General features: G+C 39.0%; 18 protein-coding genes and 1 pseudogene. 16 read left to right on the top strand and 3 right to left on the bottom strand.

The window, feature by feature from the left end; all coding sequences use genetic code 11:
* The first annotated feature begins 7 nt into the window (after positions 1-7).
* On the top strand, positions 8-3,433 hold the full coding sequence (locus O3658_RS01140) for a pneumococcal-type histidine triad protein (protein WP_371558986.1): 3,426 nt from the start codon (positions 8-10) through the stop codon (positions 3,431-3,433).
* A gap of 76 nt (positions 3,434-3,509) precedes the next feature.
* Here O3658_RS01140 and pepT read toward each other — a convergent pair whose 3' ends face one another.
* Positions 3,510-4,733, bottom strand: a complete 1,224-nt coding sequence (gene pepT, locus O3658_RS01135) for a peptidase T (RefSeq protein WP_371558985.1) — start codon at positions 4,731-4,733, stop codon at positions 3,510-3,512.
* Between the two features lie 154 nt (positions 4,734-4,887).
* On the opposite strand from pepT, the pseudogene hemH reads away from it, so the two are divergent.
* Positions 4,888-5,704 (top strand): annotated as a pseudogene (gene hemH, locus O3658_RS01130) (ferrochelatase); the annotation flags it as partial.
* Between the two features lie 563 nt (positions 5,705-6,267).
* Here hemH and mnmE read toward each other — a convergent pair.
* Both mnmE and O3658_RS01120 read right to left on the bottom strand, forming a co-directional pair.
* The gene (gene mnmE, locus O3658_RS01125) at positions 6,268-7,641 is read right to left on the bottom strand and encodes a tRNA uridine-5-carboxymethylaminomethyl(34) synthesis GTPase MnmE (protein WP_371558984.1); all 1,374 of its coding nucleotides are present in this window, start codon (positions 7,639-7,641) and stop codon (positions 6,268-6,270) included.
* A 122-nt stretch (positions 7,642-7,763) separates the two neighbouring features.
* Positions 7,764-7,946 (bottom strand): 4-oxalocrotonate tautomerase, encoded by a 183-nt coding sequence (locus tag O3658_RS01120; protein WP_001117401.1) that lies wholly within the window; start codon positions 7,944-7,946, stop codon positions 7,764-7,766.
* A 123-nt stretch (positions 7,947-8,069) separates the two neighbouring features.
* Between O3658_RS01120 and O3658_RS01115 the strand changes: the two genes are divergently transcribed.
* The 14 genes from O3658_RS01115 (at position 8,070) to O3658_RS01050 (ending at position 21,883) form a co-directional block, all read left to right on the top strand.
* Positions 8,070-8,669, top strand: coding sequence for a thymidine kinase (locus O3658_RS01115; RefSeq protein WP_371558983.1), 600 nt, complete (start codon positions 8,070-8,072; stop codon positions 8,667-8,669).
* Complete coding sequence (locus tag O3658_RS01110; protein ID WP_049527097.1) at positions 8,659-9,138, top strand: GNAT family N-acetyltransferase; 480 nt, start codon at positions 8,659-8,661, stop codon at positions 9,136-9,138. Before O3658_RS01115 ends, O3658_RS01110 begins: the two co-directional genes overlap by 11 nt.
* Positions 9,139-9,147: 9 nt before the next feature.
* Positions 9,148-10,227, top strand: a complete 1,080-nt coding sequence (gene prfA, locus O3658_RS01105) for a peptide chain release factor 1 (protein WP_001028810.1) — start codon at positions 9,148-9,150, stop codon at positions 10,225-10,227.
* The gene (prmC, locus tag O3658_RS01100) at positions 10,227-11,063 is read left to right on the top strand and encodes a peptide chain release factor N(5)-glutamine methyltransferase (RefSeq protein ID WP_371558982.1); all 837 of its coding nucleotides are present in this window, start codon (positions 10,227-10,229) and stop codon (positions 11,061-11,063) included. Before prfA ends, prmC begins: the two co-directional genes overlap by 1 nt.
* A complete protein-coding gene (locus tag O3658_RS01095; protein WP_371558981.1) occupies positions 11,047-11,649 on the top strand; it encodes an L-threonylcarbamoyladenylate synthase in 603 nt (200 codons plus the stop codon). The genes prmC and O3658_RS01095 overlap by 17 nt, the downstream gene beginning before the upstream one ends.
* Before the next feature lies 1 nt (position 11,650).
* Positions 11,651-12,082 carry a GNAT family N-acetyltransferase gene (locus O3658_RS01090; RefSeq protein WP_371558980.1) on the top strand — a complete coding sequence of 144 codons (432 nt, stop codon included), beginning with the start codon at positions 11,651-11,653 and terminating at the stop codon, positions 12,080-12,082.
* 56 nt (positions 12,083-12,138) lie between these two features.
* Positions 12,139-13,395, top strand: coding sequence for a serine hydroxymethyltransferase (glyA, locus tag O3658_RS01085; RefSeq protein ID WP_371558979.1), 1,257 nt, complete (start codon positions 12,139-12,141; stop codon positions 13,393-13,395).
* Between the two features lie 7 nt (positions 13,396-13,402).
* Entirely contained in the window at positions 13,403-14,377 is a 975-nt protein-coding gene (locus O3658_RS01080) for a nucleoid-associated protein (RefSeq protein WP_371558978.1), read from the top strand.
* Complete coding sequence (locus tag O3658_RS01075; RefSeq protein WP_371558977.1) at positions 14,377-14,979, top strand: lysozyme family protein; 603 nt, start codon at positions 14,377-14,379, stop codon at positions 14,977-14,979. The genes O3658_RS01080 and O3658_RS01075 overlap by 1 nt, the downstream gene beginning before the upstream one ends.
* An 82-nt stretch (positions 14,980-15,061) precedes the next feature.
* Positions 15,062-16,036 (top strand): DUF1002 domain-containing protein, encoded by a 975-nt coding sequence (locus O3658_RS01070; RefSeq protein ID WP_001227374.1) that lies wholly within the window; start codon positions 15,062-15,064, stop codon positions 16,034-16,036.
* Positions 16,037-16,110: 74 nt separating this feature from the next.
* Entirely contained in the window at positions 16,111-17,469 is a 1,359-nt protein-coding gene (gene rlmD / locus O3658_RS01065; protein ID WP_371558976.1) for a 23S rRNA (uracil(1939)-C(5))-methyltransferase RlmD, read from the top strand.
* A gap of 52 nt (positions 17,470-17,521) precedes the next feature.
* Positions 17,522-17,851: a Clr5 domain-containing protein gene (locus tag O3658_RS01060; RefSeq protein WP_371558975.1), complete on the top strand. Its 330-nt coding sequence runs from the start codon at positions 17,522-17,524 to the stop codon at positions 17,849-17,851.
* A gap of 85 nt (positions 17,852-17,936) precedes the next feature.
* Positions 17,937-18,947 carry a hypothetical protein gene (locus O3658_RS01055; protein WP_371558974.1) on the top strand — a complete coding sequence of 337 codons (1,011 nt, stop codon included), beginning with the start codon at positions 17,937-17,939 and terminating at the stop codon, positions 18,945-18,947.
* 194 nt (positions 18,948-19,141) lie between these two features.
* On the top strand, positions 19,142-21,883 hold the full coding sequence (locus tag O3658_RS01050; RefSeq protein WP_371558973.1) for a DEAD/DEAH box helicase family protein: 2,742 nt from the start codon (positions 19,142-19,144) through the stop codon (positions 21,881-21,883).

The raw sequence follows: 21,883 nt of genomic DNA, 5'->3' as shown, positions 1-21,883 counted from the left end.
GGAGATTATGAAGAGTAATAAAAAATATTTAGCAGGATCTGCAGTGGTCCTTGCTTTAAGTGTCTGCGTTTATGCTTTGAATCAACATCAAGCACCTGAGAAAAAAGATGATAATCGTGTATCCTATGTTGACGGTAAAGGATCTGAAGCTAAGAAGAATGAATCTCTGACACCAGACCAAGTTAGCAAAAAGGAAGGGATAGAAGCTGAACAGATTGTTACCAAGATCACTGATCAAGGTTATGTGACTTCCCACGGCGACCATTTCCATTACTATAATGGTAAGGTGCCTTATGATGCAATCTTTAGTGAAGAACTGGTCATGAAAGATCCGAACTATCAGTTGCGTGATCAAGATATTGTCAATGAGATTAAAGGTGGCTATATCATCAAAGTGGATGGCAAATACTATGTCTATCTAAAAGATGCAAGCCATGCCGATAATGTCCGTACCAAAGAACAAATCGAGCAGCAAAAACAAGAACACACATCAGATAGTGGTAATGCAAGTGAGGAAGTTCTTGCTGCACGAGCTCAAGGCCGATATACAACGGATGATGGTTATGTCTTTAATGCTGCAGATATTATTGAAGATACAGGGGATGCTTATATCGTTCCTCACGGTGGGCATTATCACTACGTTCCAAAGAGTGCCCTATCTTCAAGTGAATTAGCAGCAGCTCAAGCCTATCTAGCTGGAAGAGGAAGTCAACCAAGCCTGACGGATTATAAACCAAATCCAAGTGTTACACCAAGTTCTCAAGCCGATAGCCCAGCAACAAGCATCCCAGTAGATCAAGAGGATAGCCTCCAAAGTCTTCTTGCTCAGTTATATGCTTTACCAGTTAGTCAACGCTATCAAGAATCTGATGGTTTGGTATTTGACCCAGCTAAAATTACCAGTCGAACACCATCAGGAGTTGCGATTCCACACGGCAATCACTACCATTTCATTCCTTATAGTAGTATGTCTGCTTTGGAGCAAAAAATTGCTCGTTTGATACCACTTGGCGGTGCCCTAACACTAACAAAGCCGTTAGAAAATCAAAATAAACCAACAGTTCAGCGTGATCATGAAAATGTAACTCATAAGAACCATCATGAGGATGAACATGATCATGGCTTTGCCGCTGAGCGTGTGATTAGAGAAGATGAGCAAGGTTTTGTAGTTTCACATGGGGACCATGCCCACTATTTCTTCAAAAAAGATTTGTCAGCAGAACAGATTAAGGCAGCGCAAGAGCATTTGCATGGGCATGGCCGAACAGAAGTTCCAAAAGATAATCAAAACACTCATAAAGAGAATGAAGTGAAACATGAGCATCATGAGGATGAACATGATCATGGCTTTGCAGTTGAGCGTGTGATTAGAGAAGATGAGCAAGGTTTTGTGGTTTCACATGGAGACCATGCCCACTATTTCTTTAAAAAAGATTTAACTAAAGAGCAGATAAAGGCAGCGCAAGAGCATTTGCATGGTCATGGTCAAACAGAAGTTCCAAAAGATAATCCTAACACTCCTAAAGAGAATGAAGTGAAACACGAGCATCATGAAGATGAACATGATCATGGCTTTGCAGCTGAGCGAGTGATTAGTGAGGATGAGCAAGGTTTTGTGGTTTCACATGGAGATCATGCCCACTATTTCTTTAAGAAAGATTTGTCAGCAGAGCAGATAAAGGCAGCACAAGAGCATTTGCATGGGCACCATCAGGCAGAACCTGTTAAACCTCTTGCCAAGACTGTAGAAAGTTTCTCTCGAGATGCCAGCGATGAAGAAAAGATAGCCTATATCTCTAAAACCTATGGTGTTCCGCTTGAAGCTATCCGAATTTCAAATGGATTCTTTGTATTCGGAAATCCAGACCAGGCTTACGACCCAACTCACATTCACCCTTATGCAGTTCGAAAAGAACACGTTCGTATTCCGCTTCAAACAGGCGATGCAGAACTTGATTTCCTAAACGAACTCTATACAACTGCTTTACGTGATGGTGTTTCTCCTTATAGCTTACAGGTTGAAAATGGTAGCTTTGTCATTCCTCACGGTGACCATAATCACTACATTAAAGTACAGACTAAAGGTTATGAAGTGGCTTTGAAACATAAGATTCCTGCCTTGCAATCCAACTACCAACCAGGTGCCTTTGATGAAGCTACTGTTCAAAATAAGATTGATCAACTCTTGGCAGAGAGTCGTGACGTCTATAAAGATAAACCAATTCTTCAAAGACAGATTGAACTTGCTTTGGGGCAATTTTCTGAGAATATGAAGAAGCTATCAACCAACTCTACAGCTGGTTATCTGGCTGCTTTAGATCTCTTTGACAAGCAGTACATCCACGTTGACTCTAGCGTAAAACCAACAGAAATCAGTCCTTTAGACAAGAAATATCAAGCTTTAGTAGATAAGATTAATACCTTGGATACGGATGCTTATGGACTTCCTAAAAAGGATCTCTTAGCTCAACTCCAAGAAAATAAATTGGCTCAAGATGAGGCTGGTTTAGATGCAGTTGAAGCTAAACTAGAAGCTCTACAAGATTTTAATGATCGTACTGGAGTTACAACAGTGGAGTACATTAAGTATTTCTATCAACATCTGTCAGATGGTCGTTTAAATGATACTCTTAGAAATAAGGTTGCCAACTTAACTTGGACCCTTTATCAATCACAATCCTTCCTTAAGGCGACTGACTTGAACAAACTATTCCCAGAAATCTATCAAACAAAACTGGAAGTTGAAGAAGCTCTGAAGAATGAACCTGTTACAAGTAAGCCTTCTGAAACGATCCTAGATACTGAAAAAGTGGATGGTCACAGTGCTAAAACGGCAGTTTATGAATTTTTGAAAGGTTTGTATGATGATATTAAGCCTGAGGAACAAAGCAATCATGTTCGAAAAGGTCAAGTAGAAGAACTCTTAACAAAAGCTGAAGAGTTAGTGGCTCAAGTCAAAGAAGAAGGAGTGAAAGCTTCACTTGCTGACGAAGTTAAAAATCTGAAAGCTGCTCTAGAGAAAGAGGACGCAGACCTTGATGAACTAAACACGCAAGTCCAAGACCTTCTGAAGCGTATTTCACAAACCATTCAGACTGAACGTGAGAATGCTAAACAAGACCCAGAGGTTTTAGTTCTTTATCAAAAACTATACAACGGAGTTATTGCCCTTCATACATATTTGGAAGTGAATAATGGTTCAGATGCTGACTTTGAAAAAGTCGATGCTCTGTTTGATAAACTAGCAGCAGCTAGCAAAGACAAGCAAGCTCTTCTATCAGTTGCTCAAGAAATCTTAGTATTGAATCAAGAAATTAGAACAAAAGCTGCCCTAGCTGAAACAAACAAAGAATCATCAAGTGACAAACAAGATGATTCAAGATCAAAACCTACAGCTATAACTCCTGAATCAACAGAAAAAGTAGCAGAATAATAAAAAGTTCAGACAGCTACCGTGTCAAAAGTAGGTTGCTGATAAAAAAGAGGTCGGGAATTTTTTCCCGATCTCTTTAGTCTTTATAAGCTACAATCCCAATAATGGTGTCGACTGCACGTTCCATTGTTTGTAGACTAACGTATTCAAAACGTCCGTGCATATTCTCGCCACCAGCGAAGATATTTGGCGTTGGAATTCCCATAAAGGAAATCTTAGAGCCATCAGTTCCACCACGAATCGGTTCGATAATAGGTGTGATACCAAGGTCTTCCATAACTGCTTTGGCAATGGTTACTGGTGTCATATCCTTTTCAATGACTTCTTTCATGTTGTAGTACTGGTCTGTCAAAGTTAAAGTAACACGATCACTACCAAGTTCTTGGTTCATCTTATCAGCAATAGCTTGCATAGCAGCTTTACGCGCTTCAAAGGTTTCTTTTTCGAAGTCACGAATGATGTAGCTGACACGCGCTTCCTCAACACTACCTGTTACATCCATGAGATGGAAGAACCCTTGGTAACCCTCAGTCAATTCTGGTCGGTCGGTTGCAGGAAGTTGGTTGTGGAAGTCAATTGCCAACTGAAGAGCGTTAACCATTTGTCCCTTAGCCGTTCCTGGGTGAACATTACGACCTTGGAAATGAAGTTCAGCACCGGCGGCTGAGAAGGTTTCGTATTGCAATTCCCCAAGAGGTCCGCCATCAACTGTATAAGCAAAGTCAACATTGAAGTCCTCTGCATCAAATTTATTGGCACCAACACCGATTTCTTCATCAGGTCCGAAGCCAACACGGATTTCACAGTGTTTAATCTCAGGATGAGCAGTCAAGTATTCGATAGCTGTCATGATTTCCGCGATACCTGATTTGTCGTCAGCACCGAGCAAAGTAGTTCCGTCCGTAGTAATCAGGGTTTGGCCAGGATATTTCTCTAAGCTCTTGAAATCCGCTGGATCTAGTTTGAAACCAGAGTTCCCAAGCTCGATAACGCCACCATCATAATTTTCAATAACTTGCGGGTTAACACCTTCAGCATTAAAATCAGCTGTATCCATGTGGGAGATAAAGCCGATCTTACGAGTCAAACTAGGATCGTTAGCTGGAAGAGTACCGATAGCAAAACCGTTTGGTAGGTAGTAAACATTTTGCAAACCAACACGTTTCATCTCAGGGATGAGGACATTGGTTGCGAAGTCTACTTGACTTTGGGTACTTGGTGTAGTGGTTGAATGTTCGTCAGAACGTGTATTGACTTTGACATAAGTCAAAAAACGCTCCAACAATGTTGAATATTTCATCGTAACTCCTTTTTTCCTTCTTTTAAAACCATTGTATCATAGAAAGAAGAGAAAAACAAAAGTCAGAAGGGAGATAAAATCCTTATGTTAGCGTTTACTTATGGCTGTTTTAGTGATACAATAAAAAAGATAAAAATATCACAAGGATGCAAATATGAAAAAAGCGATTTTAATGATGACATTTGGTTCCCCAGAAGAGATTACCTTTGAAGGAGTAGCCGATTTTTTTACCAACATTCGTCGTGGAGTTCGACCTCAAGATCACGAGATTCAAACACTTTATGATAATTATGTTCGAATTGGAGGAACTCCACTACAAAAAATTACCCGTGAAGAAGTTGCCTTAGTAGATGCTAGATTGGGAAATGAATATAGTGTCTATTTTGCCAATAAATTTTCAACCCCTTTTATTCCAGATGTGATTCGGCAAATGGAAGCAGATGGAATTGAAAAGTGTATTTGCTTGATTTTGGAGCCACACTATTCCTTTTACTCTGTCATGGGTTATGAAAAGTTTTTGGAAAGCAAACAAATTCAGTTTTTAGTTATTAAGGACTGGTATCAAGAAGAAGCCCTCTTAAACTATTGGACAGATGAAATTGCTAGGATTTTAAAAGAAAAGGTGAAACAGGATAGCTTTAAAGTCATCTTTTCTGCCCACAGTGTGCCCATTTTTGCCTTGGATTTTGGATCCCTATATCGACCAGATTTTCGAAAATAGCAAGTTAATTGCTGAGAAATTAGACTTAAATCCAGACCAATATACCAACACTTGGCAGAGTGAAAGTGATATTGGTATTCCTTGGATTAAGCCAGATGTCTTGGAATATCTTAGAGAACAGGAAGAACATCCAGAGCATTATATTTTTGTGCCTATTAGTTTTATTAGTGAACACATTGAAGTTTTGTTTGACAACGATGTGGAATGTCATGACTTGTGTCAAGAATTGGGTGTGAACTACCATCGTCCACCAATGCCAAATACAGATTCTCGTTTGATTGATGCCTTGGTCAATATTGTCCGAGCTAACGAACATAAAGAATTTAGAGAATTCCTCCCAGAAGAAGAGACCTTTGATGAATTAGTCCCTTCGGATGAAACTAAGAATATTTTAGATGAATCACAAGACTTACAAATGCCAGAATTTGTTAAAAAATTAATAGAGAAAAAAGGTCGGGAAAATGTCAAAATGCCTTATTTAATCAAAAAAATGCTTGAAAAAGCTGGAAAATTACCCAAAGACTAAGTGAAAATAGAAAAGAACTGGTAAAGTTTGTTGCAAATATCTGCTAAGGCAGGATATAACTTAGAAGGTGAAAGAAAAGGCGGTGGGACAGAAATCGATAGACAAAGTCTTGATTTCGTAGTCCCAGCCCCGCGAGGATGATTAGGAGCTTTTTGGAGTCTAAAAGACGAACAAAAAGTTCAATCAGCTACCGCGTCAAATTATGATTGATAATAAAAAGTGAGGTCGGGATCTTTTTGTCCCAACCTCTTTTTAGGTGACTAGCATTTTTTTGGCCTAGTTTTTTCTTATTTACCCAGACAAAATTGGCTGAACAACTGTGTAATGAGTTCATCTGGAGCAGCATCACCAGTGATTTCCCCAAGAATTTCCCAAGTACGGATCAAGTCAACTTGAAGTAAATCAACTGGCATCCCCAGCTCAAGACCTTCGTTAACTGCTTGTAAGCTTTCTACTGCCTTTTCAATTAAGGAAATGTGACGGGCGTTTGACAAGTAAGTAGCATCTTGTTCGACCAAGCCAGCATTTTCAAAGAAGAGGCTGTTAATCCGTTCTTCAATCTTATCGATGTTTTGATTTTTAAGGACTGAAATACGGATGACATCTTCAGGAAGTTCCTGAGTTTCAATAGCCTCAGGTAGGTCAGTTTTGTTCAGTAGGATGATACGGTTGGTATCTTGACTGATTTCAAGAAGTTGTCGGTCTTGGGCAGTTAGAGGTTCGCTGGCGTTTAAGACAAGTAGTACCAAGTCAGCTTCCTTGAGAGCTTTTTTGGAGCGTTCAACACCGATTTGCTCGACGATATCATCTGTTTCACGGATACCTGCAGTATCAATCAACTTCAGTGGAACACCGTTGATGTTGACGTATTCTTCGATGACATCTCGGGTAGTACCAGCAATGTCTGTAACGATAGCCTTTTCCTCACGCAAGAGGTTGTTGAGTAGGCTGGATTTCCCAACGTTGGGGCGACCAATGATAGCCGTTGAAATCCCTTCACGTAGGATTTTCCCACGACGTGCAGTTTTTAGGAGATTGGTTAGTAATTGCTCAAATTCCAATGTTTTCTCTCGGACAACAGCAGTAGTGGCTTCTTCAACATCGTCGTATTCAGGATAGTCAATATTAACCTCTACTTGTGCAAGAGTATTGAGGATTTCCTGGCGAGTATTATTAATTAAGTCTGATAAAGAACCGTCTAGTTGTTTGACCGCAATATTCATGGCCTTGTCTGTCTTGGCACGGATGATATCCATAACAGCCTCGGCCTGAGTCAAGTCTACACGACCGTTAAGGAAGGCACGCTTAGTAAATTCACCAGGCTCTGCCATACGAGCACCTTCACGGATAGCCAGTTGGAGAATTTCATTGGTTACGGCGATTCCACCGTGGGTATTGATCTCGATAATGTCTTCACGAGTGAAGGTCTTTGGAGATTTCATAGCCCCAACCATAACCTCATCCATGACCTTGCCTGACTGAGGATCAACAATGTGACCGTAGTTAAGAGTGTGGCTAGCAACCTTGCTCAAGTCCTTGCCTTTAAAGATTTTCTGGGCGATAGCAAAGCTATCTGTTCCGCTTAAACGAACAATCCCAATAGCCCCTTCACCTAGTGGAGTGGAGATTGCTGCAATGGTATCAAATTCCCGTGTAATCATTTCAATTCCTTTATAGTTTATTTGTTTGTATAGACTAATATCTCTTAAAATTGTAACAAAATATAGTGTTTTATTCAACGAATGGCACTTATAAAGAAAAGCCTAAGCAGATTGCTTAAGCTTTATTTAGTGCGCATTTCGCCTTGTGGGAAATAGGTTCCTTCAGGCATATCGTTGATAATGACATGAACAGCAGATTGAGGTGCTCCAGTGTTGCGAACAACGGCCTCCGTTACTTCCTTGGCTAGGGCTTTCTTTTGCTCTAACGTGCGTCCTTCAAATAAATCGATGCGTACAAATGGCATAATTGCGTCCTCCACTAGTTATTTGATTTCTTCTATTTTACCACAATTTGCCGTTTAAAGCTTTGAGAAAATATGGTATACTAGAATGTAGCAAAAATTTAGAAATGGACGTGAAATAGAAGCATGGCACAGTTGTATTATCGTTATGGGACTATGAACTCAGGAAAAACGATTGAGATTCTCAAGGTAGCCTATAACTATGAAGAGCAAGGAAAGGGAGTTGTGATTATGACTTCGGCTCTGGATACGCGTGACGGTGTTGGCTATGTTTCAAGTCGAATTGGGATGAAAAGACCAGCAGTTGCTATTGAGGAAACGACGGATATCTTTGGGTTCATCCGAGATTTACCTGAAAAGCCCTATTGTGTGCTTGTTGATGAGGCCCAGTTTTTGAAACGTCATCATGTTTACGACCTAGCTCGTGTTGTGGATGAGTTAGATATACCTGTCATGGCATTTGGTTTAAAAAATGACTTTCGTAATGAACTATTCGAAGGTTCAAAATATCTTTTGCTCTTAGCAGATAAGATTGACGAAATCAAGACCATTTGCCAGTATTGCAAGAAAAAAGCGACCATGGTCTTGCGCACGCAGAATGGTCTGCCAGTCTATGATGGTGAGCAAATCCAGATAGGTGGCAATGAAACCTATATCTCGGTTTGCCGTAAACATTATTTTGCACCACTGATAACATCCAAAAAGGAACAAGACTATGACAATTGAACTAAGAGATGTTACAATGGAAAATTATTTTGATGTTCTGAATTTGGATGTTAAAGAATATCAAAAACAATTTATTGCTACTAACGCAATTAGTTTAGCTGAAGCATATGTCTACACAAAAAATGGAGATTTTGTAGCTCCATTGGCAGTTTACGATAATGATGCAATCATAGGTTTTGTGATGTTAGCATATGATAAAAAAATCGGAATTAGTAATGGAAATTATTTACTATTTCGTTTCATGATTGATAAGCATTTTCAAGATCAAGGATACTTTAAACCAATTATGGATAAGGTGCTAGACTATGTTCGGACAGCGCCAGCAGGTTTATCCAATAAACTTTGGTTGTCTTATGAACCAGAAAATGAACATGCAAGATCTTGTTACCTCAGTTATGGATTTAAAGAAACTGGGGAAATATTTGAGAACGAAGTAGTAGCCATATACGATTTAACAATTGAAAAATAAGGAGAAAAAATGAACATCTATGATCAACTACAAGCTGTAGAAGACCGTTATGAAGAGTTGGGAGAATTGCTCAGTGACCCAGATGTGGTCTCTGATACCAAACGCTTCATGGAATTGTCCAAAGAAGAAGCTTCAACTCGTGATACAGTAACAGCCTACCGTGAATACAAACAAGTCCTTCAAAACATTATCGATGCCGAAGAGATGATTAAAGAATCAGGCGGAGATGCTGACTTGGAAGAAATGGCCAAACAAGAATTGAAAGATGCTAAGGCTGAAAAAGAAGAGTACGAAGAAAAACTGAAAATCTTGCTCCTTCCTAAAGATCCAAACGATGACAAGAACATCATACTTGAAATCCGTGGAGCAGCTGGTGGAGATGAAGCAGCCCTCTTTGCTGGTGATTTGCTAACCATGTACCAAAAGTACGCTGAAGCTCAAGGCTGGCGCTTTGAAGTCATGGAGGCTTCTATGAACGGTGTCGGTGGTTTCAAGGAAGTGGTTGCCATGGTATCAGGTCAGTCTGTATACTCTAAGCTTAAGTATGAGTCTGGTGCCCATCGTGTTCAACGTGTCCCTGTGACAGAAAGCCAAGGTCGTGTTCATACCTCGACAGCAACTGTCCTTGTTATGCCTGAGGTAGAAGAAGTAGAGTACGATATTGATCCAAAAGACCTTCGTGTGGATATTTACCACGCATCTGGAGCTGGTGGACAAAACGTCAACAAGGTTGCGACTGCCGTTCGTATCGTTCACTTGCCAACCAATATCAAGGTTGAAATGCAGGAAGAACGTACCCAGCAGAAAAACCGTGAAAAAGCTATGAAGATCATCCGTGCGCGTGTGGCAGACCACTTTGCTCAAATTGCCCAAGATGAGCAAGATGCTGAGCGTAAGTCTACAATCGGTACTGGTGATCGTTCAGAGCGTATCCGTACTTATAACTTCCCACAAAACCGTGTGACAGACCACCGTATTGGCTTAACCCTTCAAAAACTTGATACTATTTTGTCTGGTAAACTAGATGAAGTTGTGGACGCCTTGGTTCTTTACGACCAAACGCAAAAATTGGAAGAATTAAACAAATAATGAAACTAGCTCAAATTTTTAAGGATTTTGAGGAAAAGTTGATAGCACAGGGAGAGGAAGCAGAAAGCCTCTCTTTTGTCTATCGTAGCCAGAAAAATCTATCTTTTACAGACTTCGTCTTTGCTCTTCAGCAAGAAATTTCAGAGGAAGAAAGACAGTTTGTAGAGGACATTTACGGGAAATTGGCAACTCATATACCCGCCCAGTATCTTATCGGTCATGCTGAATTCTTTGGGATGCAGTTAAAGGTTGATGAGCGGGTCTTGATTCCTCGCCCAGAGACAGAAGAGTTGGTGGATCTCATCCTAGCTGAGAATCCAGAGGAAAATCTCAAAGTTCTAGATATTGGAACAGGGAGTGGTGCTATTGCTCTTGCTTTAGCTAAAAATAGACCTGATTGGACAATCACAGCTGCCGATATTTCTCAGGATGCTTTGGATTTGGCGATGGAAAACGCTAATAATCAAGGTCTAACATTATCTTTTATTAAATCTGACTGTTTCTCCGAAATTTCTTCAAAATATGATATAATTGTATCCAATCCACCTTACATATCTCGAGTAGATGAGGCAGAAGTAGGTTTGAATGTTCTCCATTCAGAGCCACATTTAGCCCTCTTTGCAGATGAGGATGGTCTAGCGATCTATCGCAGAATTGCGGAAGAATCAAAGGACTATCTAAATGATGGTGGTAAGATTTATCTTGAAATTGGCTACAAACAAGGACAATGCGTTCCAGTTCTTTTCAAGGAGAATTTTCCCGAGAAGAGAGTTCGAACGCTCAAAGACCAATTTGGCCAAGATAGGATGGTTGTCATTGATGATGGAGAAAATTAAGAAAGAGCTTGAAAATGGTGGAGCTGTAGTTTTGCCGACAGAAACAGTTTATGGTCTCTTTGCAAAAGCTTTGGATAAAAAGGCAGTTGACCATGTTTATCAGCTTAAACGTCGCCCAAGAGACAAGGCACTCAATCTCAATGTCGCAAGTTTAGACGATATCTTGAACTTTTCTAAGAATCATCCACCTTATCTCAATAAACTGGTTGAAAGTTTTTTACCAGGCCCTTTGACCATTATCTTAGAAGCTAATGACAAGGTTCCCTACTGGGTCAATTCAGATTTGACGACTGTTGGATTTCGCATGCCGAGTCATCCAGTAACTCTGGACTTGATTCGTGAGTTTGGCCCCTTAATAGGACCTTCTGCCAATATCTCAGGGCAATCAAGTGGAGTAGATTTTCACATGATTCTTCAAGATTTTGACCAAGAGGTCTTGGGACTAGAAGACGATGCTTTTTTAACAGGTAAAGATTCTACTATTTTAGATTTAACTGGTAAGAAGGTAAAAATTTTACGGCAAGGTTCCATCACTCAAGAAGATATCCTTGCCAAGATACCAGCCATTCCTTTTGAGGAGGTATGATATGCTACGTGATTTGAAAACAGCAGATGTTGCAGCTATTTGTGAGATTAACAAAGAAGCTTTAGACTATTCGTTTAGTTTAGAGGAAACGTCTAGTCAACTAGCTAAGTTGTCTCAAGACCCCCATCACTTTCTACTGGGGTTTGAGGAACCGACCAGCCATGACTTACTTGGGTATGTTCATGCCGAGGTTTATGAATCCCTTTATTCAAAACCAGGTTTTAATATCCTAGCTTTAGCTGTTTTGCCTCAAACACAGGGTCAGGGTATTGGTAAAAGTTTACTACAAGGGTTGGAACAAGAAGCAAAAAGACGTGGTTATGAGTTTATTCGCTTAAACTCTGCCGATCATCGTCTGGGTGCTCATGCATTTTATGAAAAAGTTGGTTATGCTTGTGATAAAGTGCAGAAACGGTTTATTCGCATCTTTTAGTTTGATTTATGTAGAACAAAACTAAAGGACCTGTCACACTATAAAGGAGAAGACCTATGATTTTTGACAAAGATGATTTTAAAGTTTATGACGCAGATCTCTGGAATGCCATTGCCAAAGAAGAAGAACGCCAACAAAACAATATTGAGCTAATCGCCTCTGAAAATGTTGTTTCTAAGGCTGTTATGGCAGCTCAAGGGTCTATCTTGACCAATAAATACGCTGAAGGTTACCCAGGACGTCGTTATTACGGTGGTACTGATGTAGTAGATATCGTTGAAAGTCTAGCTATTGAACGTGCAAAAGAAATCTTTGGTGCCAAGTTTGCCAATGTCCAACCTCACTCAGGAAGTCAAGCCAACTGTGCAGCTTACATGGCTTTGATTGAGCCAGGTGATACGGTCATGGGAATGGATTTGGCAGCAGGTGGTCACTTGACCCACGGGGCTCCTGTAAGCTTCTCTGGTCAAACCTACAACTTTGTTTCTTATAGTGTTGATCCTGAGACTGAACTCTTGGACTTTGATGCTATCTTAAAACAAGCACAAGAAGTGAAACCCAAACTAATCGTAGCAGGGGCTTCAGCTTATTCTCAAATTATTGATTTTTCAAAATTCCGTGAAATTGCTGATGCTGTTGGTGCTAAACTCATGGTCGATATGGCGCACATTGCTGGTTTGGTTGCTGCAGGTCTTCATCCAAGTCCAGTCCCTTATGCACATATTACAACAACAACGACCCACAAAACCCTTCGTGGACCACGTGGTGGTTTGATTTTGACTAATGACGAAGACCTTGCTAAGAAGATTAATTCAGCTATTTTCCCAGGTATCCAAGGCGGCCCTTTGGAGCACGTTATCGCTGCTAAAGCTGTGTCTTTCAAAGAAGTTTTGGATCCAGCCTTCAAGGAATATGCTACCAATGTCATCAAGAACAGCAAGGCTATGGCAGATGTCTTCTTGCAAGACCCTGATTTCCGTATCATTTCTGGCGGAACTGAAAACCACCTTTTCCTAGTTGATGTAACTAAGGTTGTAGAGAACGGAAAAGTTGCTCAAAACTTGCTGGATGAAGTCAATATTACCCTAAACAAAAACTCAATCCCTTACGAAACCTTGTCACCATTTAAGACAAGTGGTATTCGTATCGGATCTGCAGCCATTACTGCACGTGGATTTGGTGAAGCAGAGAGCCGTAAAGTGGCTGAGCTCATCATTAAAGCTCTTAAGAATGCAGAAAATGAAGCTGTTTTAGAAGAAGTGAGAAGCGCAGTTAAAGAATTGACAGATGCCTTCCCATTGTATGAGGACTAATACTTTTATGGACATTTATATTAAGAAAGCCATTATCCATCAGTTCAGCCCAGATGACACGGACTTGTTTCTAGCGGATAAATTTCTCAATATCACTCCAAAAATCGAAGAATACCTGCGTAAAAAAATTGAGCGTGTGTATTCAGATGAAGCTAAGACTGGGATTTTCGAAGAAGAAAATCCCTTCTTCAATCACATCACAGACGATTTGTTGGAGACATCGGTGACGCTGGCTAATCTCTGGAAAGAGGAATTCAGCATTTCTGAAAATCTTAAGACCAATGACTTGATTTTTGTGCAGTTTTCTAAAGAAGGAGTGGAACATTTTGCTTTCTTGCGAATTGCCCTGCGTGAGACCTTAACCCATCTGGGTGGAGAGGTTGATAATCCAATCAAGCTGACTCAGAATAACCTGCCTGGATTTGGTACAGGGGCTGACGAGGCCTTGGTGGTCAATCTTCAAAGCCGAAAATATCACCTGATTGAGAAACGAATCAAGTATAACGGAACTTTTTTGAACTATTTTTCTGAGAATCTGATTCAGGCTCACCCAAAGATTTCACCTAAGAAGTCCATCAAGGAACTGGAAAAAACAGCTCAGAGAATTGCAGAGACATTCAACACAGACGATTTTCAGTTTCAATCCAAGGTCAAGTCTGCTATTTTCAACAATCTTGAAGAAAGCAATGAATTGTCTCCTGAAAAATTGGCTAATGACCTTTTTGACAACAATCTCACTGCACGTCTTAGCTTTATTGACCAAGTCAAGGAAGCAGTGCCAGAGCCAGTTCAGTTTGATGAAATTGATGCTAGTCGCCAATTAAAGAAATTTGAAAACCAAAAACTTTCTCTGTCAAATGGGATTGAATTAATTGTACCCAACAATATTTATCAAGATGCTGAGTCGGTCGAATTTATCCAAAATGACAACGGAACCTACTCTATCTTAATCAAAAACATCGAGGATATACAAAGCAAATAATGTTTAAATTTATAAGAAGGGTCTTGGTGCTTGTTCTTATCTTATTTACTAGTTATAAACTTTTTCATATGTATCGGGATGTGAAGCAGGTCATGACCTATCAATCCTTGGTACGAGAGGTTTTAAGTGAGCAAGATACGCCAGCAAATGAAGAACTAGTCCTGGCCATGATTTATACCGAAACCAAAGGTAAAGAAAGTGACGTGATGCAGTCAAGTGAGTCTGCCAGCGGAACTACAAATACGATTTCTGACAATAGGAGTAGTATTCGTCAGGGAATTCAAACCTTGACAGAGAATCTTTATTTAGCTCAAGAAAAGGGTGTAGATGTTTGGACTGCTGTACAGGCCTATAACTTTGGGCCTGCTTATATCGATTTTATCGCCCAAAATGGGAAAGAAAATACCCTTGCACTAGCCAAGCAATACTCAAGAGATACTGTTGCGCCAACTTTAGGAAATACAACTGGAAAAACCTATCGCTATGTCAATCCAATTTCCATCTTTCAAGGTGGAGAACTCTATGTGGATGGTGGAAACTATTATTATTCTAGACAGGTTCAACTAAATCTTTACATTATTAAATTTTTTAATCTATTTTAAGCACTTAGAAAATTCTAGGTGCTTTTATAAGCTTTCTTTAAGGCTAATTTACTATGCTAGATAGGAAAAGGAGGAACGTCTCATGCGAAAGAAATTCTTTCTGACTAGTGCTGCAGTTCTTTTAGCAGTTGCAACTTTGCAAAGCGCTCAAGCAGCCACTGATGTTCAAAAAGTAATTGATGAAACTTATGTTCAACCTGAGTACGTCTTGGGTTCTTCTCTCACTGAAGATCAAAAAAATCAAACATTAAAAAAACTCGGTTATAATGCCTCTACAGATACCAAAGAACTGAAGACTATGACGCCAGATGTCTACTCAAAGATTATGAACGTCGCCAATGACTCTAGTCTCCAGCTCTATTCATCTGCAAAAATTCAAAAATTGGGTGAAAAATCTCCACTTGAAGTGAAGATTGAAACCCCTGAAAATATTACTAAAGTGACACAAGATATGTACCGTAATGCGGCTGTTACCTTGGGTGTGGAACATGCTCGTATCACCGTTGCTGCACCAATCCCTGTAACAGGTGAAAGTGCCCTAGCAGGTATTTACTATTCACTAGAAGCTAATGGTGTTCAACTTCCTCAAGAAAATAAAGACCTAGCTCAGGAAGAACTAAAAGCCTTGTCAGACATCAACGATGAAAATAAGGACAAATCAGGCTATGATGCCAATAAACTCAATGTAGCCCTTGCCGATATCAAATCTGCGATTGCTAAAGCAAAAGAGTCTAAGGGTGAGCTTACTGAAGATGATGTTCGTAAGATCGTTGAAGATACGTTGAAAAATTATAAGCTGGATCAGGTTATAACAGGAAACCAGATCAATGTCATCATCAACTTTGCCTTTAATCTTTCTAAGAGCGATATTTTGAATAACGAAGACTTTACAAAGACTCTAAAGGATCTGAAACAAAGTATCGTTGCGCAAGCAGGAGATAGTTTTAGCAATATCGACCTTAACTTTGATGCTAATAAAGCTATTCAAGACGGTGGCAATATCCTCAGTGCTATTTGGCAAGCAATTGTAAACTTTTTCAAGAGTTTTGGTGCTTAGACTAATTCATGGTATAATAGATGGTAACAGAACAGTTGCCGTCTTTTTTTGTTGGCTGATAGAAAGTGAAAAATATGTTAAAGAAAAATGATATTGTAGAAGTAGAGATTGTCGATTTGACACATGAAGGAGCAGGTGTTGCTAAGGTAGATGGCTTGGTCTTTTTTGTTGAGAATGCTCTTCCGACTGAGAAAATCCTCATGCGTGTCCTTAAAGTCAACAAGAAGATTGGCTTTGGTAAAGTCGAGGAATACCTTACGCAATCACCACATCGCAACCAAGATTTAGATTTGGCTTACCTGCGTTCAGGGATCGCTGACTTGGGACATCTAGCTTATCCAGAACAACTCAAGTTCAAAACCAAGCAAGTAAAAGATAGTCTTTATAAGATTGCTGGAATCATGGATGTAGAGGTTGCTGATACTCTTGGTATGGAAAATCCTATCAAGTATCGCAACAAGGCTCAGGTACCTGTTCGTCGTGTTAATGGTGTTCTAGAAACTGGTTTCTTCCGTAAGAATTCTCATGACCTTATGCCATTGGAAGATTTTTACATTCAGGATCCAGTCATTGATCAAGTTATTGTGGCTTTGCGAGATTTGCTCCGTCGATATGACTTAAAGCCTTATGATGAGAAGGAACAGTCAGGCTTGATTCGTAACCTTGTTGTGCGTCGTGGATATCATTCAGGACAAATCATGGTTATTTTGGTGACAACTCGTCCTAAAGTTTTCAGAGTTGAACAGGTGATTGAACAACTCATCAAACAATTTCCAGAAATTGTGTCTGTTATGCAGAATATCAATGACCAGAATACTAATGCAATTTTTGGGAAAGAATGGCGTACGCTTTATGGTCAAGACTACATTACTGACCAAATGTTGGGCAATGATTTCCAAATCTCTGGACCAGCCTTTTACCAGGTCAATACCGAAATGGCAGAGAAGCTTTATCAAACAGCCATTGACTTTGCAGAGTTAAGAGCAGAGGACGTGGTCATTGATGCCTACTCAGGAATTGGGACTATTGGTTTATCTGTCGCTAATTATGTAAAGGAAGTCTATGGGGTAGAAGTCATCTCTGAAGCCGTGGAAAATAGCATGAAGAATGCTGCTTTAAACAATATCACCAATGCCCACTATGTCTGCGATACAGCTGAAAATGCCATGAAGAATTGGCTCAAGAAAGGCATCCAACCAACTGCCATCCTGGTTGACCCTCCACGTAAGGGCTTGACCGAAAGCTTTATCAAAGCAAGCGCCCAAACAGGAGCTGACCGCATTGCCTATATCTCATGTAATGTCGCCACCATGGCGCGTGATATCAAACTCTATCAAGAATTGGGCTATGAATTAAAGAAAGTCCAACCTGTGGATCTTTTCCCGCAAACGCACCATGTGGAGTGTGTGAGTTTGTTAGAGAAACGCAGCTAAACATCTCGCTTTTACATTTCAAGGCGAGATGCTTCAAAGCTCCACTGGAGCTTTGAACTCCCCTTACCTTTTGAGTCCACAAACGCATCACGTTGCGCTATTGTCCAAACTAGATGTCGACAACCATATCCAACTTGAAATTAATGAAGAAGATATTGAGTCACTTTACATCAGAAAGGATGCGACTTATCCTGAAATCCAAGACTATATTTTGAAGAAATATGGTTTCAAGGTTTCTGGTCTCTACATTGCACAAGTGAAACGACAGTTTGACTTTATCGAACGTGAGAATCTCAACAAATCAAGCAAGGAGGAAGGCGATCAACGTGTTCCAACTCGTCCCCCTGAAAAAGAAGAAGCAATCAAAGATGCTTTGGCTTAGTTTGGGATGATTTAAGTTTATAAACTATCTCCATTAAGTATTTTCTTAGTGGGAATTTTTTATTATCAGATGATATAATTGATTTATGGATAAAAATAAAGAAGTTAATCAAGACGAAGTTATTGATGATAAAAAAACAATTGAAGACGTAACGGTTGAAAATCCAACTATATCATTAACTCCTCAAGTAGAAGGTGTTGCAAATAGTGTTAAGACACTTATGGAGTTATCTGCTTATAAAGATATTGCTAAAATTTCTTATCACTATAATTCACAATTGTCTAAAATGGCAATTGTTTTAGGTGAATCATTGAGTAAAGCCTCGGTTGTTTACAATAAAGCTATTTCACCTCAAACTTTAAAATCAATCCAAGTAATTTCTGAATCTGCTAAAAGGATTGTCGAAACTACTCAGATAAATTATGCTGATATTATTTCTGGGTTAGGTGAGATAGTCCAAAAAATTCCAAAACCTTATACAGATGAAGAATATGAAGATATAAAACTTCATATTGAAAAAACAGCAGATAAGGGATGGGTCGTATATTACTTTGTAGGTAATACATTCGAGCGTTTGAAATCTGCTGATATATCTGAAATTGAAAACGAGTGGGTAGAATTACTTAAAAGGGACTTAGATAACAAAGATACAATTGAGAAACTAAGTAAGTGCCATTGGTATTCTTCTTATCTGATTGATTCAATGTATGACTGTTACAAGTGCAAAAATTATTACGCAGCTTATACTCTTGCTACATTAGCTATCGACGGTGCTGTAAACAGAATAGCTGAAGAGTTAAGCATAGAAGATGATAAAAGCAGAAAGAGAAATATAGTCGGATATAGAGCTGTAAAGGGGATAGAGGATAAAATAGAAAAACATTCCTTGACCTATTTTGGTTTATTTAAATGGCTATATAATTTTTTTCAATATACGGAAATGTTTACACTTGATGAACCTAATCGACATATGGTTGGACATGGTCGCTGGGATAAGGAAATCTCAGAATTACAATTTTTAAAAGTATTCAATACCTTATTATTTATTTCGGATGGATTATTATTAGAATTTGATGATGTTTTAATTGATTATTAGTCTCGAAAAATCAGTTGTATTATTGCTTTATCCGATGTCAGCTTAATAGAAAAAATAGTTTTGAAATGATATAATATACTTAAATAAAAAATTGCGAAGGGTACCCTTCCTTTATGCTTTCACCATAAAGGAATCCTATTAGTCCTTCAACAATTTTGAATGAAAGCTCTTTTTGAGCTTTAGGAGAATGAGAAATGACACCAGAACAAGAAGCTAGAATTATTATTGATAAAAAATTAGAAGAAGCTGGATGGATACTTCAAAAAATGGAGGAATTAAACCCGCGGGCTTCATTGGGAGTTGCCGTTCGAGAATTTGCAACGGATACAGGACCAGTAGATTATGTCCTTTTTATTGATGGTGAAGCTGTTGGGGTAGTAGAAGCAAAACCAACAGATGAAGGCGAAAATATTACTGTTGTTGAAAATCAATCTAAGCGCTATGCAGAGAGTGAATTTAAGAGAATCAAAAAATCACCTGAGATTCGTTTTGCCTATGAAGCAACAGATTTACTAATTCGTTTTACGGATTATAAAGATGAGAAATATCGCTCTCGTGAAGTATTTTCTTTTCATAGACCTGAATTTTTGGAAGAGTTGCTAGAACAAAATGATACCGTACGGAATAACTTAAAAAGGGTCCCAGAGTTTGATGAGACAGGTTTTCGTGATTGTCAGGTTACTGCGATTACTAATCTAAGCCAATCTTTTGCAGAAAACAAACCTCGTGCTTTGGTTCAAATGGCAACAGGAGCAGGTAAAACTTTTACTGCAATTACACAAGCCTACCGTCTTTTGAAATATGGAAAAATGAAACGTATCCTTTTTCTTGTGGATACTAAAAGTCTAGGAGAGCAAGCTGAATCAGAATTTCTTGCCTATAAACCAAATGATGATCCAAGAAGTTTCTCTCAATTATACGGTGTTAGGCGTCTATCAAGTTCTTACATACCAAATGATGTCCAAGTATGTATTAGTACGGTACAGCGGATGTATTCCATTCTAAAAGAAGAAGATTTGGATGATGCTGATGAAGAAGAGTCATTGGAAACGTATGTTACCGCAGATAGTAAAACACCTAAAGAGGTTGTTTATAATGAAAAATACCCTCCAGAGTTTTTCGATTGTATCATTATTGATGAGTGCCACCGCTCGATTTATAATGTTTGGCAACAGGTTTTAACTTATTTCGATGCCTTTTTGATTGGTTTGACTGCTACACCAGATAAAAGAACTTTTGCTTTCTTTAATGAAAATCTAGTCAGTGAGTACAGACGTGAACAAGCCATTATTGATGGTGTCAATGTTGGGGAGGACATTTACCATATTGATACAGAGGTTACTCAAAAAGGTGGTCAGATTCTGAAGAGATATATTGAGTATCGTGAACGTAAGAGTCGGAAAAAACGCTGGGCGGAGATGGATGAAGACATCGAGTATGATAAAAGTACGTTAGATAAAAGTGTCGTAAATCCAAGTCAAATTCGAACAGTCATTAGAACATTTAAGGAAAAGTTAGAGACTGAACTTTTTCCGTATCGAAAAGAAGTTCCTAAAACTCTAATTTTTGCTAAGACGGATAGTCATGCAGATGATATTATCAATATTGTTCGTGAAGAATTCGGAGAAGGGAATGAATTCTGTAAGAAAATTACCTATGCTGCCAAGGATGCGGATACGGTATTGACCTCATTTCGAAATGACTTCTATCCTCGTATTGCAGTCACAGTGAATATGATTGCTACAGGAACAGATATCAAACCACTTGAGTGTTTGATTTTCATGCGTGACGTAAGAAGTAAAAACTTCTATGAACAAATGGTTGGTCGTGGCACACGTACACTGAGCTTGGAAGACTTAAAAAAAGTTTCTCCATCAGCTACTGAAAGCAAGGATCACTTTGTTATTGTAGATGCGGTAGGTGTTACGAATTCTAATAAAATAGAAACAAAGTCATTTGAGCGAAAATTGGGTATTTCTCTTAAAGAGTTGATGCTGAATGTTACTTTAGGTGATAGTAGTGAAGACACGTTGAATTCACTGGCAGAACGAATTACAAGACTGGATAAGAGATTGACCAAGAAGGAGCAGAAAGATTTTGTTGTAATCGTGGGTGCTTCAGCGCGTGATATAGCTTACAATTTATTACACGCTCATGATGAAGATACTATTTTTGAACGAGCACAAGAGTTGGCTAGTTCGGACATACCAAATGAAAAAGAAATCAAAAAAGCTCAAAAATCTTTGCTGAGAGAAGCGACTGATCCATTCTTTAACCCAGATGCTCGAGATTTTATTGAGAATGTCCATAAGAATCATACGCAAATAATTGATAGTGTGAATATTGATTCAGTCTTGTTTGCTGGATATGATTCACAAAAAGATGAAAATGTCAGCAAAACCATTCTTACTTTCCGTGAATTTATTGAGGAGAATAAGGATGAGATTATTGCATTGCGCATCATTTACAACAAATCCTATAAAGATAGACCAATGGTTATCCAGCAATTGAAAGCTTTGTATGAGACATTACAACAGAAAAACTTAACTGTGGATCGAGTTTGGGAAGCGTACGCGACTAAAGATGTTGAAAAAGTGAAAAAACGTAGCACAATGGCACAAATCACGGATTTGATTTCATTAATTCGTTATGAAATGGGAGTAGTAACTGAATTGTCACCCTTTGCAGACTGTGTGAACCAAAACTTTAAGGACTGGACCTTTAAAAAGAATGCAGGGTATTTGCAATTCACAGAAGACCAGATGGAATGGCTTCGTCTTATCAAAGACCATATCATCTCGTCTTTGAGTATTTTGGATGAGGACTTAGATTATACGCCATTTGACCACAAGGGAGGCTTACTTGGCTTCTATGAGGCATTTGGTGATAACTATAAAAATATATTATATGAAATGAATGTAGAATTGGTGGCGTAA

The sequence above is a fragment of the Streptococcus sp. 27098_8_69 genome, from assembly GCF_041432445.1.
Taxonomy (GTDB): domain Bacteria; phylum Bacillota; class Bacilli; order Lactobacillales; family Streptococcaceae; genus Streptococcus.
The sequence above is the reverse complement of the archived record's forward strand: the minus strand, read 5'-3'. Positions and strand labels throughout refer to the sequence as shown.

What these genes read in the sequence shown, in the direction of transcription:
- prmC (WP_371558982.1), top strand. Translation starts at nt 10,227, where the DNA reads ATGAAACTAGCTCAAATTTTTAAGGATTTTGAGGAAAAGTTGATAGCA.
- glyA (WP_371558979.1), top strand. Translation starts at nt 12,139, where the DNA reads ATGATTTTTGACAAAGATGATTTTAAAGTTTATGACGCAGATCTCTGG.
- O3658_RS01090 (WP_371558980.1), top strand. Translation starts at nt 11,651, where the DNA reads ATGCTACGTGATTTGAAAACAGCAGATGTTGCAGCTATTTGTGAGATT.
- O3658_RS01075 (WP_371558977.1), top strand. Translation starts at nt 14,377, where the DNA reads ATGTTTAAATTTATAAGAAGGGTCTTGGTGCTTGTTCTTATCTTATTT.
- prfA (WP_001028810.1), top strand. Translation starts at nt 9,148, where the DNA reads ATGAACATCTATGATCAACTACAAGCTGTAGAAGACCGTTATGAAGAG.
- rlmD (WP_371558976.1), top strand. Translation starts at nt 16,111, where the DNA reads ATGTTAAAGAAAAATGATATTGTAGAAGTAGAGATTGTCGATTTGACA.
- mnmE (WP_371558984.1), bottom strand. Translation starts at nt 7,641, where the DNA reads ATGATTACACGGGAATTTGATACCATTGCAGCAATCTCCACTCCACTA.
- O3658_RS01140 (WP_371558986.1), top strand. Translation starts at nt 8, where the DNA reads ATGAAGAGTAATAAAAAATATTTAGCAGGATCTGCAGTGGTCCTTGCT.
- O3658_RS01070 (WP_001227374.1), top strand. Translation starts at nt 15,062, where the DNA reads ATGCGAAAGAAATTCTTTCTGACTAGTGCTGCAGTTCTTTTAGCAGTT.
- O3658_RS01120 (WP_001117401.1), bottom strand. Translation starts at nt 7,946, where the DNA reads ATGCCATTTGTACGCATCGATTTATTTGAAGGACGCACGTTAGAGCAA.
- pepT (WP_371558985.1), bottom strand. Translation starts at nt 4,733, where the DNA reads ATGAAATATTCAACATTGTTGGAGCGTTTTTTGACTTATGTCAAAGTC.
- O3658_RS01095 (WP_371558981.1), top strand. Translation starts at nt 11,047, where the DNA reads ATGATGGAGAAAATTAAGAAAGAGCTTGAAAATGGTGGAGCTGTAGTT.
- O3658_RS01115 (WP_371558983.1), top strand. Translation starts at nt 8,070, where the DNA reads ATGGCACAGTTGTATTATCGTTATGGGACTATGAACTCAGGAAAAACG.
- O3658_RS01050 (WP_371558973.1), top strand. Translation starts at nt 19,142, where the DNA reads ATGACACCAGAACAAGAAGCTAGAATTATTATTGATAAAAAATTAGAA.
- O3658_RS01080 (WP_371558978.1), top strand. Translation starts at nt 13,403, where the DNA reads ATGGACATTTATATTAAGAAAGCCATTATCCATCAGTTCAGCCCAGAT.
- O3658_RS01110 (WP_049527097.1), top strand. Translation starts at nt 8,659, where the DNA reads ATGACAATTGAACTAAGAGATGTTACAATGGAAAATTATTTTGATGTT.
- O3658_RS01055 (WP_371558974.1), top strand. Translation starts at nt 17,937, where the DNA reads ATGGATAAAAATAAAGAAGTTAATCAAGACGAAGTTATTGATGATAAA.